This window comes from Streptomyces sp. JLYT201, assembly GCF_059448825.1.
Genome location: NZ_CM182551.1, coordinates 9375444 through 9391002 on the forward strand (window position 1 = coordinate 9375444; position 15559 = coordinate 9391002).

15 protein-coding genes are annotated in these 15559 nt (G+C 73.3%); 3 read left to right on the top strand and 12 right to left on the bottom strand.

Annotated features, from left to right (window positions below; translation table 11 throughout):
- Positions 1–110 precede the first annotated feature (110 nt).
- The 5 genes from AC5WAM_RS39300 to AC5WAM_RS39320 form a co-directional block, all read right to left on the bottom strand.
- Complete coding sequence (locus tag AC5WAM_RS39300; protein WP_495520578.1) at positions 111–623, bottom strand: cupin domain-containing protein; 513 nt, start codon at positions 621–623, stop codon at positions 111–113.
- A gap of 122 nt (positions 624–745) precedes the next feature.
- On the bottom strand, positions 746–2068 hold the full coding sequence (locus AC5WAM_RS39305) for an alpha-glucosidase/alpha-galactosidase (protein WP_495520579.1): 1323 nt from the start codon (positions 2066–2068) through the stop codon (positions 746–748).
- Positions 2069–2114: 46 nt separating this feature from the next.
- On the bottom strand, positions 2115–3002 hold the full coding sequence (locus tag AC5WAM_RS39310; protein ID WP_366792853.1) for a carbohydrate ABC transporter permease: 888 nt from the start codon (positions 3000–3002) through the stop codon (positions 2115–2117).
- The gene (locus tag AC5WAM_RS39315; RefSeq protein WP_366792854.1) at positions 2999–3961 is read right to left on the bottom strand and encodes a carbohydrate ABC transporter permease; all 963 of its coding nucleotides are present in this window, start codon (positions 3959–3961) and stop codon (positions 2999–3001) included. Before AC5WAM_RS39315 ends, AC5WAM_RS39310 begins: the two co-directional genes overlap by 4 nt.
- Positions 3962–3970: 9 nt before the next feature.
- Entirely contained in the window at positions 3971–5299 is a 1329-nt protein-coding gene (locus AC5WAM_RS39320) for an ABC transporter substrate-binding protein (protein WP_495523750.1), read from the bottom strand.
- 488 nt (positions 5300–5787) lie between these two features.
- Between AC5WAM_RS39320 and AC5WAM_RS39325 the strand changes: the two genes are divergently transcribed.
- Entirely contained in the window at positions 5788–6999 is a 1212-nt protein-coding gene (locus AC5WAM_RS39325) for a S8 family peptidase (protein WP_495520580.1), read from the top strand.
- 60 nt (positions 7000–7059) lie between these two features.
- Here AC5WAM_RS39325 and AC5WAM_RS39330 read toward each other — a convergent pair whose 3' ends face one another.
- The 6 genes from AC5WAM_RS39330 to AC5WAM_RS39355 all read right to left on the bottom strand — a co-directional run bounded on the left by AC5WAM_RS39330 (position 7060) and on the right by AC5WAM_RS39355 (position 12577).
- Positions 7060–8235, bottom strand: a complete 1176-nt coding sequence (locus AC5WAM_RS39330) for an ATP-binding protein (RefSeq protein ID WP_495520581.1) — start codon at positions 8233–8235, stop codon at positions 7060–7062.
- On the bottom strand, positions 8222–8518 hold the full coding sequence (locus AC5WAM_RS39335) for a hypothetical protein (protein WP_495520582.1): 297 nt from the start codon (positions 8516–8518) through the stop codon (positions 8222–8224). The genes AC5WAM_RS39330 and AC5WAM_RS39335 overlap by 14 nt, the downstream gene beginning before the upstream one ends.
- A 9-nt stretch (positions 8519–8527) precedes the next feature.
- Positions 8528–8887, bottom strand: coding sequence for a hypothetical protein (locus tag AC5WAM_RS39340; protein ID WP_366792858.1), 360 nt, complete (start codon positions 8885–8887; stop codon positions 8528–8530).
- Between the two features lie 271 nt (positions 8888–9158).
- Entirely contained in the window at positions 9159–9437 is a 279-nt protein-coding gene (locus AC5WAM_RS39345; RefSeq protein ID WP_366792859.1) for a hypothetical protein, read from the bottom strand.
- 326 nt (positions 9438–9763) lie between these two features.
- Positions 9764–10270 carry an STAS domain-containing protein gene (locus AC5WAM_RS39350; protein ID WP_495520583.1) on the bottom strand — a complete coding sequence of 169 codons (507 nt, stop codon included), beginning with the start codon at positions 10268–10270 and terminating at the stop codon, positions 9764–9766.
- A 201-nt stretch (positions 10271–10471) separates the two neighbouring features.
- On the bottom strand, positions 10472–12577 hold the full coding sequence (locus AC5WAM_RS39355; RefSeq protein WP_495520584.1) for an ATP-binding protein: 2106 nt from the start codon (positions 12575–12577) through the stop codon (positions 10472–10474).
- Positions 12578–12702: 125 nt separating this feature from the next.
- On the opposite strand from AC5WAM_RS39355, the gene AC5WAM_RS39360 reads away from it, so the two are divergent.
- Both AC5WAM_RS39360 and AC5WAM_RS39365 read left to right on the top strand, forming a co-directional pair.
- Positions 12703–13590 (top strand): MEDS domain-containing protein, encoded by an 888-nt coding sequence (locus AC5WAM_RS39360; protein WP_495520585.1) that lies wholly within the window; start codon positions 12703–12705, stop codon positions 13588–13590.
- Positions 13587–14543 (top strand): anti-sigma factor RsbA family regulatory protein, encoded by a 957-nt coding sequence (locus AC5WAM_RS39365; protein WP_495520586.1) that lies wholly within the window; start codon positions 13587–13589, stop codon positions 14541–14543. The genes AC5WAM_RS39360 and AC5WAM_RS39365 overlap by 4 nt, the downstream gene beginning before the upstream one ends.
- Before the next feature lie 51 nt (positions 14544–14594).
- On the opposite strand, the gene AC5WAM_RS39370 is transcribed toward AC5WAM_RS39365, so the two are convergent.
- Positions 14595–15332 (bottom strand): S1 family peptidase, encoded by a 738-nt coding sequence (locus AC5WAM_RS39370; protein ID WP_495520587.1) that lies wholly within the window; start codon positions 15330–15332, stop codon positions 14595–14597.
- Positions 15333–15559 lie beyond the last annotated feature (227 nt).

Sequence of the window (15559 nt, forward strand, 5' to 3'; positions counted from 1 at the left end):
GGACCTGTGGGAACTCACCCGTACGCAGGCCGCGTACCGCGTACGGAGCCTCAGTCTGCGGACCGTCGGCGGCGGAGCCCTGTTCGACCAGCGATCGGCCAGGGCGGAGGTCAGCCGTCGTTCGCGTCAGCCACCCGCTCGCCGCACCACGCGCAGAAGGGCGCCCCGGTCTCGGCGCGCATCCTGCCGCACTCCGGGCAGACCCGGTCCAGGGAGCACGGCGCCTCGCCGCCCTCCCGCGCGGCGACGGCCCCGGGCGCGGTGCCGGCGACGCTCAGGCCGGGGCGGCGCGCGTGCACGGTCAGATACACCAGGCCGTGGGCCCCGGCGCTGAGCCCGCGCCGGGACGAGCGCGGCAGCCAGGCCACGGACCCGGCGGCGAGCGCGAGCTGCTCGGTGTCGCCGTCGAGGCGGCCGTCGCCCGCGACCACGACGAGCAGGACGTCCAGGGAGTGCTCCACGTGGGCCGCCACGCCGCCCGACGGAGGCAGTCTGATCAGGTTGGCGTCGAGCTGCCGTTGTCCCTCCGCCAGTTTCCACAGTGCTCCGGTCTGCTCGGAGGACACGTACGGCAGGTACTGGTCGAAGGAGACCAGCAGGCGGGGCTTCTCCGGTGCGGACATCGGCACCTCCTGGCTGTGCGGCGGAACGGTGGAATCCTAAAGGGCCGGGATCCGGGAAGGGCGGGATCCCGCAGCGATGCACCCTGAGGAAACCGAGCGGCACGGAGGCGCGGGCGGGGCGGTCAGCCGTCGGCCGGGTCGGGGAGGAGTGCGCGCAGGGACGGCTGGAGCAGGTCCCCGTGGGCCCGGACCATGTCGTCGCACAGGCGCCAGATCTCGCGCACGGTCAAGGTGGCGGCCGTGGCCGGGTCGGTCATCGCCGCGTGCCGGATGTGGCGGGGCTCGTCGTCCAGGGCGGCGCGGACGACCAGCTCGTTCATGCTGAGGTAGGTGCGGTTGAGGGCGGCGAGCTGCGGGGGGAGGGATCCGGCGCGGGTGGGCTGGACGCCGGACGCGTCGACGAGGCAGGGCACCTCGACGACGCCGTGAGCCGGGAGGTTGTCGATCAGGCCGTGGTTGGGCACGTTGCCGTAGATGGTGCGCGGGGTGCCGGTGACCACGCTGTGGATGACCTGCGGCGCGTACTCCATGGTGCCCTCGACGGTGAGCGGCGTCCCCTCGGCGAGGGCGTCCCGGGTCCGGTGGTACGTGGCGACGTTCTCGTCGACCATGTCGAGGTAGACGCCGACCGGGAGCCGCAGCCGCTCGACCTCGCTGTCGTGGCGCAGATACCAGGGGACGTACTCGGACGAGTGCTCGCTGGTCTCGGTCGGGTAGTAGCCGAGGCGCCGGTACATGTCCATGCGGACCCGGCGCCGCAACTGCGGGTCCCGGGCGATCAGTTCGTCGAGGCGGGGATAGAGGTCGCGGCCCTCGTGCTCGAAGCGCAGCACCCACGCCTGGTGGTTGACGCCCGCGGCCCGGTACATGATCTCGTCGTACGGGACGTCGAGGAGCTCGGCCAGGTCCCGCAGGGTCCAGTACACGGAGTGGCACAGGCCGACGACCCGGGTCAGGCCGGTGGCCCGGGTGACGTACTGGACGTTCATCGCCATGGGGTTGGTGTAGTTGAGCAGCCAGGCGTCGGGGCACAGCGCGGCGATGTCCTCGCCGAGGCCCTTGAGGAACGGGAAGGTCCGCAGGGCGCGGAAGACGCCGCCGATGCCGAGCGTGTCGCCGATGGTCTGGCGCAGGCCGTAGCGGGCGGGGACGGCGAAGTCGGTGCGGGTCGCCTCGGCCATGCCGATCTGCACGGTGTTGATGACGAAGTCGGCGCCGTCCAGGGACGCGCGGCGGTCGGGGTGGGCCGTGACGCGGGCGTCGGCGCCGCGCACCCCGGCGATGTGGCGGGCGGCGGCCTCGGCGGTGGCGAGCCGCTCGGCGTCGATGTCGTGCAGGGCGACATGGGCGCTCTTCAGCTCGGGGAAGGCGAAGAGGTCGGCGAGCAGGCCCTGGGTGAATTCCACGCTGCCCGCCCCGATGAAGGCGATCCTGGGATGAGTCATGGGGTGGTCACTCCGATGCTGGTGGCGTTGGGTCGGGGCCGGGAGGTCAGCCCTTGATGCCGCTGGAGGTGATCGAGCGGATGAACGTCTTCTGGGCGAGGAGGAAGGCGAGCAGCACCGGCAGGACCGTGATCACGTTGCCCGCCATCACCGCGGACCACTGCGTGTGGTGCTGCCCCTGGAAGGTGGTCAGGCCGAGCTGGAGCGTGTACTGGGTGTCGTGGTTGATGGCGACCAGCGGCCAGGTCAGGTCGTTCCACGTGGTCAGGAAGGTCAGTACGGCGACGGTGGCGAAGGCGGGCCGGGCCAGGGGCAGCACGATGGACCACAGCACCCGCAGGCGTGAGCAGCCGTCGATCCAGGCGGCCTCCTCCAGCTCCCGCGGCAGGGACAGGAAGAACTGCCGGAACAGGAACACCGCGAACGGCGTGACCAGCGACGGCACGATCAGCGCGCCGAGGGTGTCGATCAGGCCGAGCCACTTCATCACCAGGAAGGTGGGGATCATCGTCAGCTGGAACGGGACCGCCATCGTCGCCAGCATCAGCACGAGGAGCAGCCGCGAACCGGCGAACCGCATCCGGGCGAAGGCGTAACCGCCGAGCGCGCCGCAGACGAGGTTCGAGGCCACCGCGGCGGCCGAGACGATCGCCGAGTTCAGCAGCCACCGCGGGAACAGGGCGTTGCCGAGGACGTAGCGGTATCCGCCCAGGTCGATCCCGGACGGCCACAGGGCGGGCGGGAAGCGGTTGATCTCGGCGTTGCTCATCACCGAGCTGAGCACCAGCCACACCAGAGGCACCGCGAACAGCGCGGCCAGCGGCGCGAGCACCAGGTGCCAGGGGCTGAACGGGAGCCGTGGACCGCGCCGCCGGGCGGGCGCCGGGGCCGGACGGGGCCGGGCGCGGGACGGGCGGCCCGTGGTCACGGTCATGAGGCGGCCGCCTTCGTGCGCCGCGGCCGCGGGAGCCGCGCGCGGCCGCGTACCGCCCGCAGCGCGACCGCGACGACGAGCAGCGCCACGGCGAGGACGTAGGCGGCAGCGGCGCCGTACCCCGCGGTGAACTCCTTGAAGGCCTGCTCCCAGACGAAGTAGACGATGACGGTGGTGGAGCCGAGCGGGCCGCCCTTGGTGGTCACGTACACCAGGTCGAAGACCTGGAGGGCCTGGATGGTCTGCCACAGCAGCAGGAACAGGCTCACCGGCGCGAGCGCGGGCAGCGTCACGTGCCGCAGCAGGTGCAGCGGCCCCGCCCCGTCGAGCCGGGCGGCCTCGATCAGCGACTGCGGTACGTCCTGGAGCGCGGCCAGATAGATGACGGTGCACAGGCCCGTGCCGCTCCACAGGGTGATGGCGACCAGGACGAACAGCGCCTGCGAGGGGTCGGTGAGGAACCCCTGCGAGGAGACGCCCAGGCGGTGCAGCACGGAGTTGGCCGCGCCGAACTCCGGGTCGAGGATGAAGGAGAACAGCACGCCCTGTGCCGTGGCGGAGATGACGAACGGCACGAAGAACAGGGTGCGGTACAGGCCCGCGCAGCGGATGCGCCGGTTGAGGACGAGGGCGAGCGCGAGCCCGAGGGCGATGCTCAGCGGCACGTAGAGGACGGTGTACACCACGGTGTTCCGCACGGCCTCGTGGAAGTTCGGATCCCGGCGCAGGGCGCGGTAGTTGTCCAGGCCCACCCAGCGGCTCGGCGTGACGAGGTCGTCGGCCTGGAAGGACAGCAGCAGCGACCAGACGACGGGCACGACGCTCAGACCGAGGACGACGAGCACGGCGGGGGAGACGAACACCCAGGCGGTGGCGGACTCGCGGCGGCGCCGACGGCGCCGGGCACGCGCCCCCGACCGGTCCGGAGGGAGCGTCAGCGGTGGGGGATGCGGGGGCATGTCACGTCCTCAACGCGGTATCAGCAGGGCTGCGTTGGACTCGTCGGCGCAGGAGCGCACCGCGTCGGCGGGACTGGCGCGGCCGAGCAGCACGGACACGATGGCCTGCCCCAGGGCGCGCGAGACGCGGGGGTAGGCGGGATGCACGGGGCGTACGCGCGCGGCGGTGAGCGCCTCGGTGAACACGGCGAGGCCGGGCGTGTCGGCGGCGTGCTCGCGCCAGGCCGGGCGCGCCTCGCTGCGGCGGCTCAGCGGCAGGCTGCCCGCCCGCACGTCCCACCGGCTGTCCTGGGCGGGCTGGACCAGCCAGGTGACGAAGGTCCGCGCGGCCCGTGCGCGGGCCTCGCCGTTGTCGAAGAGCACCCAGGTGTCGGGGCCCGAGATGGTCACGGGCCTGCGGCTGAAGGTGGGCAGCGGGACCACGTGGTAGTCGAGGCCGGCCTGCCGGAGGTCCGGCAGCTGCCAGGGCCCGGTGATCACCATGCCCATCCGCCCGGACAGGAAGACCTGGTACATCTGCTCGCTGCCCGGCTTGGGGTCGAGGTAGACGCTCCGGTCGCGCGCCAGGTCCCGTACGACCTCCAGGGCGCGCACGCCCGCCGTGGCGAAGCCGATGCTCCGCCCGTCGTCGGCGATCACGTCGCCGCCCAGGTCCCACACCAGCGGCCACAGCCGCCACACGGTGTCCTCGTCTCCCGTGCCGGGCCAGCTGGTGCCGAACCGTCCCTCGCCCGCGTCGGTGAGGCGGCGCGCGGTGTCGACGAACTCCTGCCAGGTCCAGCCCGCCTCGGGCAGGCCGAGCCCGGCCGCGGCGAACACCTTCTTGTTGCAGATCACGCCCAGGCAGTCCAGGAGCGCGGGCACCGCCCGGACCCGGCCGTTGACGGTGACGGCGTCGCGGGCCGCCGCCCAGTAGTCGCGCCACGGCGTCGGGGCCCGCCGGACGTGGCCGGTCAGGTCGACGACCTTCGGGCTGCGGGCCACGCTGGCCAGGTCGGAGCCGAAGACGTAGGCGATGTCGGGGTAAGAACCGGCGGCCAGGGCCGCGGTGACCTTCTGGAGCATCGCGTCGGAGATGACGCCGCCGCCCATGTCCACGCGGATGTCCGGATGGCCGCGCTCGAAGTCGGCGACCAGGCCCTTGATGACCTTCGCGGCGATCTCGGTCTGCCCGTGCCACAGCTGGATGGTGACGCGCCCGTCGGGGCCGACCCCGCCGCCGGCCCCCGCCGCGCAGCCCGACACCGCCCCACCCGCCGTCACGAGCGCCCCGGCACCACCGGCGCGCAGCAGCCCGCGCCGCGACAGCGGACCTGACGCACCGGGCACCGCGGGCATCGCCACCTCCGGAGGGTCGGGCCGTCCGTCGAGTCGAGGGGAACGTACGAGGGGATGTCCGTGGCGAGAAGGGGGCTGGGGGCGGGGGAGCCGGGTTCCGGCCGCGCGGAACGGGGCGGTCCGGCTGCGGGGGCCGACGCGTGCGCCGCCCCGGGCGGCGGCGCGGTCGCGATCGTCGGCCGTACGGGCGCCGGGGACGCCCGCCGCCCCCGCGCCGGCGCGCGCGACCGCACCGCCGACGACTCGCGTCAGCAAGGCCGGATCCCGCTCCTGGCCGTACGGACTCCCACCGCGGGCCGGGGTCGGCGGACCGAGGGGGGCGTGCAGACCGTACGGGCTCCTACCGCGGGCCGGGGCCCGGCGGACCGAGGGGGCGTGCGCCATCGGGGGGACGGACGGGTACACGCGAGCGCGGCGCGGTGAGAGATACAGAGCGGCCTGCCGGCCGCGCGGTACGCACCAGCCCCCACCCTCACCTGGAGCACCCCATGCCCCGACCACCTCGGCGCGCCGTCACCGTCGCCGCCACCGCCGCCCTCACGGCCGGTCTCGTCGCCGCCCCCGGCGCGACGGCCGGGGAGCGGGCGCCCGCACCCGTCCACGAGGCGGCCCACGCCCTGCCGGGCCGGTACATCGTCACCCTGGCCAAGAGCGTGCCGTCCGACCGCGCGGCGGAGCAGTGGCGCCTGCCGGTGCGCCAGACCTTCCGCGCGGTGCTCAACGGCTTCTCCGCCGATCTGACCCCGCGACAGCTGAGCACCGTACGGCGGCTTCCGGGCGTGGTGGCGGTGGAAGAGGTCGGGGTCATCTCCGGCCCGCGCAGCACGACCTGGCGCCGCCACCGGGAGACCACGGAGTCATGGGGCCTGGACCGCATCGACCAGCGTCAGCTGCCGCTCGACGGCACCTTCACACCCGGCGAGGACGGCGAGGGCACGACCGCGTACATCCTCGACAGCGGCATCGACTTCGACCACGCCGCGTTCGAGGGCCGGGCGACGCTCGGCTTCGACGCCTTCGGCGGCGACGGCGAGGACTGCTACGGCCACGGCACCAGCGTCGCCTCCCTCGCGGGCGGGGCCGCCTTCGGGGTCGCGCGCAAGGCCAAGCTGGTGTCGGTGCGGGTCCTCAACTGCGAGAACAGGGGCACCAGCGAGGGACTGCTCTCCGGGTACGAGTGGATCGCGAAGAACGCGGTCCCGGCGGCCGTGGTGAACTCCTCACTGAGCTCGCCGCTGTTCCCCACCATCGATAAGGCCGTCGACAACCTCGCGAAGGACCACGGCATCCTGACCGTCGCCGCCGCGGGCAACCAGGGCCGCAGCGCCTGCACCCGCTCGCCCGCGCGCGCGTCGAGCGTCCTGGCCGTCGGCAACAGCACGCGCAGCGACATCCAGTCGTCCACCAGCAACTACGGCCGCTGCGTGAGCCTCTACGCCCCCGGGCACCAGGTGCTCGCCGCGAAGATGGGCGGCGGATCCGCCACGGTCAGCGGCACGTCCTTCGCCGCGCCCCACGCCACCGGGGCCGTCCTGCTCGCCCTGGACGACGACGCGGACAGCACCCCGGCGGTCCTCAAGCAGCGGATCATCGACGCGGCCACGCCGGACGTCCTCACGGTCAGCCCGGGCTCGCCCAACCGTCTGCTGTACCTGGCTCCCTCCCTCAGCCCGGACGACCCCGAGGAGGACAACGGCTGAGCCCGCGGGCCCGGCCTGGCCCGCGGACCGCCGTCCGCACGGGGCGCTGCACGGCACGGCTCAGGCCGGGGCGTCCGTGTCGCTGTCGCTGTCGCCCTTGGCGTCGGCGAGGCGTCGGCGCAGCTGGGCGGCCACCGACTCCTTGCCCTCGTCGGAGAGTTCGGAGAGTTCGGCCCCCGACTCGTCCGGGACCGCGGACGAGGGCGGAGGAGTGCGCTGTTCCTTGAGGGCGGTGAGCAGTGTCTCCCGCGTGACGGCGGCTTCACGGCGGCGGGCCGTGCCGACCGCCGCGAGGATGACCGCCAGCTTGATGTCCCTGCCGGAGACGTCGCCGACGTCGGCCAGGTCGTCCGGCGACACGTCCTCGTGCACCGGCAGTTCGGCGGGCAGATGGGTCTGCCAGATCCGGCGCCGGGCCGCGTGGTCGGGCAGGGCGAAGTCGACGTGCAGCAGCCGGGACTCGACGGCCGCGTCATAGCTGTGCGGCAGGTTGCTCGCGAAGATCACCAGGCCCTGGAAGGTGTCGAGGGCCATGAGGAGTTCGGTCCGCATGGAGTTGATGGCGCTCTCGGCGGCCTGCTGGGGCTGGGCGAACCGGCGCGAGAGCAGCGACTCGGCCTCGTCGACGAAGAGCACCGCGTTCTGCTCCTTGGCCGTGGCGAACAGCGCGGCGAGGTTCTTGGGCCCCTCGCCGTGGTACTTGCTCTCCAGGTCCGAGAGGCGGCAGGACAGGATGCGCCGGCCGAGCCGGTGCGCGACGGCGTGCGCGGCCATGGTCTTGCCGGTGCCGGGCGGGCCCCGGAAGTTGACCGCCGTGGACGGGTGGGGCTCGATCGACCGCAGGTTCCAGGTGTCGAAGACGAGCGGGGCCACCTCCACGAGCGACACGCAGTCGAGCAGCCTGCTGACGGTCTCCTCGGGCAGGACCAGCTGGTCGAAGGTGTACAGCGGCTCGACCGTCGAGAAGGACGGGGGCTGCGGCTCCTCCTGCGCGGGCCACGGCGTGGGTTCGTGGCCGGGCCGCGGAGGCAGTGTGCCGTATCCGGCGCTCAGGACGAAGGGGCCGGGCCGGTAGTGGTCGATGATCTCGCCGAGCATGGCGAAGAGCCGCACCCGGAACTTCACCAGTTCCCGGTCCGGCAGGTCCGCGGGGAAACCGCTCAGGAAGAGGCGGGGCGCGGACCAGGAGCCGTTGTCCGTGCCGTGCCCGTCGAGGCCGCGCTCATGTCTGGACACGGATCACACCCCTCGACGTGCGGAGCCTGCGGGCGAGTTCGGGGTCGATGGCGTGGGCGTCCCAGACCTGGGTCGGCGTCCGGACGCCGTACGGGCTGAAGATGCCGCCGACGACGTGGTAGTCGCCGGTGGTGAGGCGCTCGGACAGGATCTCCGCGTAGCCGCCCCGCACGGCCCGCGCGGAGATCCAGCTGTTCACCATGTCCCAGGTCACCAGGGCGAGGACGGCCCCGGCGGCGAAGCCTCCCGCCATCAGGAGCAGGAGGAGGCTGATGGGTTCCACCGCTGCCCCTCAGGTGTAGACGACGAGGCCGCGGCCCGCCGCGTGGTGGCGCACCACGGCGGCGTCGGGCTGGCGGGCGCTGGCGAGCGCCCGTGCCTGGAGCACCCGGCCGGTCCGCTCGTCGAAGAAGCCCTGCACGATGCGCGTGGACGCGGTCGTCGGGGTCTTGTCGAACACCCCGCCGACCTTCGCGTAGTCCTTGTTGGCGATGCGCTCGGCGAGCGAGAAGGCGATCGCGTTGGCGTTGTCCGCCTTGATCTTGCCGCGCGCCCGGAACCATTCCGTGATGATTTCCACGGTGATGGAGACGATCACCACCGCGATATAGCCGAAGAAGGCGATCGCGGCGATGAGGGAGAGTGGATCCATTGGTGTCTTTCCCCCCGATAGTGTTCGTTTTTCTTCCACTGTTGCTCGGATGTGGTTGCGGACTCGTCGTGCGTGGCCGCCGCGGTATCAGCGATGGCGCCGGAACCACCGGTTCAGTTCTGCTTGATCGACCTTTGTGTCCAGCCGGTTCCTCTTCCTGCGCGCGCGGAACGTCGCGACGGCCAACGGCACCGCGACGGCCAATCCGGCGGCCACGGCCGCCCATTTCCCCATCGATTCCTCCCGCACTGCCCCACTCCCGGCCGTGGCGCTACTCGAAGATGATGAGTTCCCGCCCGCCGAACATCCCCAGGAGTTCACCGTCCAGCTCCCTCGCCACCATGAACCTGCCGTACGGCTCCCCGGAGGGGCGCAGGCAAGGGTGGTTGTCCCGGTCGACGAACAACTGGAGACAGGGGAATCCGTAGGAAAGTCCCTGCCGGGTGAGGAGGGCGCCGTGGTGCACCTGGGGCACGTCCGGACGCTCCTCCACGAAATAGCGGACGACCTCGTCGAAGGTGAGCTTCTTCAGCTGCAACGGGCGCGGCACTTGCGCGATTTTGATCGCGACATCGCCGAGGAGCTGCAGAACTCCGACGATGGCTTCCGCGGCCTCCGGCTGGACTTCCCGGTGCCATGGGCGACGGCGTCCGTGCCGTGCGGCTGAATCTTGTGAATGTGGATCATCGGCCATGCGTGATCGCCCCCCGAAATCCCCCGAAGCCGGATATCCCGATGAGCGAGTGTAGCGGCGAAAGCCTTTTCTTGTACCGTCTTATTCCCGGGAATCACGGCGGCTCCTTGTGCGATTTCAGGAGTGACGGAGGTGACGCCCGGGTGATGTGGTGCGGGCGGTTCGGCCCGCACCGCGCGGGCTCACGCGAGCGGGCCCCGAGACGTGCCGCCGTGCCCCTGGGGCACCACGGACGGGTCGCCGTCCGCGGCGAGGGCCAGGACGTCCTCGACGGCGGGCGGTGGCGCGTCGCCCGCGGCCAGCGCGTGGCCGAGGGTGGGGTGGGCCGGCAGCGGCCGGTCGAGACCGGTGGCGCGCAGGATCCGCAGCAGCAGCGGGTCGGAGCCGACCAGCAGGAGCCTGCCCTCGCGCTCCCGCGCCCGACGGTGGGCCCGGACGAGCAGGGAGAGGCCGACGCAGTCGATGAACGTCACCGGGCGCAGGTCGACGACGACCCGGGCGAACGGGCGGCAGGTCACCCCGTCCAGATAGAGCCGGAGGTCGGTGTCGGCGTCCAGGTCGATCTCACCGCGGAGTTCGACGACGGTGTGGCCGGCCAGGACGCGGCTGTGCGCGGACCACCCCGCGTGGCGCGCCGTGGCGAGCGCCGGTCGGCGGCGCCGGATGTCCCGTTGCCATGGCTCACTCATGGCGGTTGCTCACCTCGGCAGTCGTGTGCGGTCGTGGTTGCGTGGACCGTGCCGAGTCCGGCGGTGGCACGGTGGGGCGGTACAGCCCGGTCAACCGGCCCGTCAGGGGAACGGCCGTCGCTCGATCGGGTGAGCGGGAGAGTGCGCGCGAGCCGGGGCGTACGCGGGCCCGCACCAGGGGTGCCGCACGCCGGGCCCCGCTCAGGACGGGCCCTCCGGCACCTCGGCGAGGGCGAACTCCACGGTCTGGCGGGTGTCCAGGGCCAGGCCCTCGGCGAGGAGGCGGCCGAGCCGGGCGTCGCCCAGCTCCCCGCGGAGCATGCGCCGCTGCTCCCGCTGGACGACGGTGGCCTCGGCGTCCCCGAACCGCGCGAGCCCCACCCGGCGCCAGAGCCCGGCGGCCGCCCCGAGCAGCCGCGCGGCACGCTCGGGCCGCCCCCGGGCCGCCTCCACGCACACCAGGAGATCGACGGCCGCGGCGGTCCCGAGGCGGTCGCGGATGCGCCACTTGGCGGCCAGGGCGGCCCGCGCGCAGTCGGCCGCGGACTCGGTGTCCCCGAGGCCGAGCCGGGCCAGGCCCAGGTAGTAGTCGCCCCACGCGCGCATCCACAGCTCGCCGTGCTTGTCGCACTCGGCGCTGAGCCGCTCGGCGGCCCTGACGGCACGGGCCGGAGCGCCCTGCCCGGCGAGGAGGTACGCCTGCACGGCGTGGCTGGTCAGCTTGAAGAAGGCGGCACCGCCGCCGCCCGCGGGCCCCGGACCCGGCAGGCCGTGCAGGACGGCCGAGCGGGCGGACTCGCCGCGCGCGGCCAGGGAGGCCCCGTTCAGCGGCAGGATCCGCGCCGCCGGGGGCAGGCCGCGCGCCGCGGCGAGACGCGCGTACCCGGCGGCGACCTCCTCGGCGGCGTCGAGGTCGTCCGGGGTCAGGGTGATGAGGCGGTGCGCCCAGGTGGCGAGGGTGCGCTCGGCGCTCGTGCCGCTGCCCCGGGCGAGGGCGCGCTCCAGGTAGGCGCGGCCCTCCTCGGCGTGACCGGCGGCGAACCAGAAGAACCAGAGCGTGCCCGCAAGTTCGAGGGCGAGCGTGGGGTCGGGGTCGCGCAGACAGGTGTCGAGGGCGAGGCGGAGGTTGGCGTGCTCGGTGCTCATGTGGTCGGACCAGGCGCGCTGGCCGGGGCCGAGCCATTCGGCCTCGGCGCGCCGGACGAGCCAGCGGTAGTAGTCGCGGTGGCGGCGGCGGACGTCGTCGGCCTCGCCGAGTTCGGCCAGCCACCGGGCGCCGAACTCGCGGAGGGTGTCGAGCATCCGGAAGCCCGGCCCGGTCCCGTCCGGCTCCTGCGTCACGATCGACTTCTCGGTGAGCCCCGCCAGGTGCTCCAGGACGTGTTCGGCGCCCAACGGGCCGCCGTGGCAGACGAATTCGGCGGCCTCCAGGTCCCAGCCCCCGGCGAACACCGAGAGCCTGGCCCACAGCAGCCGCTCCAGCGGGGTGCACAGCTCGTGGCTCCAGCCGACGGCCGTCCGCAGGGCCTGATGGCGTGCGGGGCGCGCCGGACCCGCCGCGGTGAGCAGCTCGAAGCGGGCGTCGAGGCCCGCGAGCAGCCGGTCGAGGGGCAGGTCGCGCAGGCGCGCCGCGGCCAGTTCCAGGGCGAGCGGAATGCCGTCCAGGCGCTCGCAGACCGCGGTGACCTGGGGGCGGTTGGCGGCGGTGAGGGCGAAGGAGGGCGCCGCGGCGGCGGCCCGGGCCGCGAAGAGCGCCACCGCGTCCCCGCCCACCGTGCCCCCGTCCGCCGCGGAGGTGCAGACTGGCAGGGGCTCGACCGCGAGGACGTGTTCGCCGCCCGCGGCGAGCGGCTGTCTGCTGGTCGCGAGGACACGCAGCCGCGGCGCGCGGGCGAGCAGGGTGGTGGCCAGGCGCCCGCAGGCGGGGAGCAGGTGTTCGCACGTGTCCAGGACCAACAGCACCGGCTTGTCGCCCAGGTGCCCGGCGACGGCCGCGAGCGCGGGGCGGGCCGGCTCGTCGGCGAGGCCCAGGGCCTGCGCGATCGCGACGGCGACGAGTGCGGGATCGGTGAGCGCGGACAGTTCGACCAGCCACACGCCGCCGGGGAAGCGGCCCCGGGACGCGGCGGCGGCACGCACCGCCAGCCGGGACTTGCCCACGCCGCCGGGGCCCGTCAGGGTCACCAGGCGCTCGCGTCCCAACAGCTGGTCGATGCGGGTCAGTTCGTCCTTCCGGCCGACGAACGCGTTGGGTTCCACGGGCAGATTGCCGAGGCGGACGTTGCCGTTGCGCACTGAGGCGGACATACCTTCCCCTTGTGAGGTGTGGATCACCATATCGGCTACGGCGGCCCCGTTTCCGGCGTAGCGTGTAACCGTCCCGACACGCCGCGTAGTTGCGGTGAGGGTGAGGTGCAAGGGGGGTGGGTCGGATGGACAGGGAACCGATGCTCAGAGCCGTCGGGCAGATGAGGTGCGGTGACCACCTCCTCCTCGGCTACGACACGGAGGAGGAGCGCGAGGTGACGCTCGCCGCCTTCCTCCTGGACGGCCTGGCCAGCGGACATCGGGGCCTCGTCCTCACCTCCGGGCCCGCTTCGCCCGAGGCGGCGCTCGGGTTCCTGCGCGGCCACGGGGCCGACGTGGAGCGTGCGTTGGGCGCGGGAGGGCTGCGGTTCGACCCCAGGTTCGGCACCCCGGAGTCGCTGTGGGACCTCGACGAGCGGGTGCGCCGCGAGGCGGAGGACGCCGTGGCCGACGGCTTCCTCGGGCTGCGCGTCGCCCTCGAAGTCGTACGGGGCCCCGGTGACGACGCGTTCAAGGAGCTCCAGGACGCCGAGCGCCTGCTCGACCCGGTCTTCCAGGCCCTGCCCGTGCTCGCGGTCTGTCAGTACGACCGTCGCGTCTTCGAGGCCCACGAGTGGGCGCCCGTGGAGGGGCTGCACCACGGCCGGGCCGTGGCCGACCACGTCTGGAAGGACGAACTGCTCAGCATCACCCGTACGTTCGCCCCGCCCGGCCTCGCGCTGTCCGGGGAGGTCGACGACACCAACGTCACCGCCGTGGCGCGGGCCCTGCACGGCGAGGCCGCGCGCACCGCGGGCAGGGCCGACGGCCGCGCCCGGCTCAGCCTGCGCGACGTGTCGTTCATCGACGTGGGAGCCCTGCGGCTGCTGGTCCACACGGGCCTGCGGCTGCGCGCGGGGGGCGGCGGCCTCCTCCTCACCGGGGTCGCCCCGCACGTGCACCGGGTCATGCGGGTCACGGGCTGGGACACGGTCCCCGGCCTGGAGGTCGACAGGGGGGATGAGGAGCGATGACGCGAACCGGCTTCGTCCATCAGGCGCTGTGCTACGGCGCGGACGAGGAATTCCTGGAGGGCACCCTCGGATACGTGCGGGAGGGTCTGGAGGCGGGTGACGCGCTCCTCGCCGTCGTCACGGGCGGCAACATCGACCTGCTGCGGGACGCGCTGGGCGGCGCGGCGCGCGAGGTGGAGTTCGTCGACTGCCTCGACTGGTACCACTACCCCTCGCGCACCCTCGGCCAGTACCACGCGTACTGCACCGCCCGTGAGCAGGGCGGCGCCCGCCGCGTCCGCGTGATCGGCGAACCCGTCTGGACGGGGCGCACTGCCCTGGAGGTCCAGGAGTGGATGCGCTACGAGTCGCTCCTGAACGTCGCGTTCGCCGAATCCGGCCACTGGATCCTGTGTCCGTACGACACCCGGGCCCTGCCGGAAGAGGTCATCACGACCGCCCGCCGCACGCACCCCGAGTTCGCCGTCGGCGACGACGCGCTGCTGCGCAACGACCGCTACGCCGCTCCGGCCGACTTCTGCGCCGAGTGCGACGAGGCCGAACGCGCGCTGGCCGCCCCGGCCTTCCGCGAGGCCGCCGAGATTCCCTTCGAGCGGGGCCGGACGGCCGTGGCCCGCGCGGCCGCTGCCGAGTTCGCGCGCGGCCGGGCGCTCGCGGAGGGCCGCGTCCAGGACCTGGTCGTCGCCGTGCACGAGACCGTGGTCAACGCCATCCGCTTCGGCGGCGGGCGCGGGGTGCTGCGGCTGTGGAGCGAGCCGGAGTACCTGGTCTGCGAGATCGCCGACGGCGGCTGCGGCCACCTGCCGAGCGTGTCCGCGTTCCCCGGCCATCTGCCACCGGCCCCGCGCGCGGCGAGCGGGCACGGCCTGTGGGTCGTACGGCAGTTGAGCGATCTGATGACCGATCGGCTCGGCCCGGACGGCTCGCTCGTGCGCCTGTACTTCCGTCGTTGAACCGGGGTCCGTGCCCCCTCCGCGCGGCGCCGCGCGGAGGGGAGGGGTGGCTCAGACTCCGGCCACGCTCTGGATCCAGGCGCGGTACGCCGTCACGTTCGTGTACGCGGTGGTGGTCTGCCGGTCACTCGTGGAGGCCACGCCGACCTGGAGGCCGTTGGCCATCATGGGGCCGCCCGAGTCGCCGCCCGCGGTGATGCCGTTGCCCCGGCGGGCACAGATGGCCTGGCCCTGGTAGGCGTCGCGGCAGCCACCGGTGACGGTGACGTTCGCGACCTTCAGGAGCCGGGACTGACAGTTGATCTCCTGGCCGCACTGGGAGGTCGCGCCCCAGCCGTAGACCTGCACGGACTGGCCCACGGTCACCGAACCGGGCTGGCCGAGCGGCGAGTACGTTCCCGCCACGGAGCGGTCGAGCTTGACCAGGGAGAGGTCGGCCGACGGGTTGCTCGTCACGCTGACGCCGTTGGCCTGGGTGCCGCCCGTGGTCTGGTCGAGGCTGCCGATGCGGAAGGAGAGGCCGCCGCCGCTGACGCAGTGCTTGGCGGTGAGGATCCAGGTCGGGGCGATGATCGTGGCGGTGCACGTCTGCCGCCCGTTGGAGAAGAGCCGGGCCGCCCAGGGGGCGTTGCTGGCGTAGCCGCCGCCGATGATCGGCTGGGCCGCGGTGGTGGAGGGGGCGGCGGGCGCACGCTCGGCCGCCGAGGCCTGCGCGGCGGCGGTGGGGGCGAGCCCCAGGACGGTCAGGGCGACGGCCGCGACGGCGGGGAGGAGTCTGGATATTCGCACGTTCATCTCCATTGTGTGGGGGTGGAGCGTCCTTCGCGAGGACGAAGCCGCATAGGTATGCGGCCAGGGGTACACGCGAAAGGCGGGTAATCCTGTCGCGTGCATGCCAGTAAAGGCCGTTGAAAATCTGACAGATGGGCCAGCGTCATCGCAAGGGGCGGGGCATGGCTACTCGCGTAGACTTGCGTGCGCATGCATAGTCAAGCGAAAACATATGGTCTGGACTA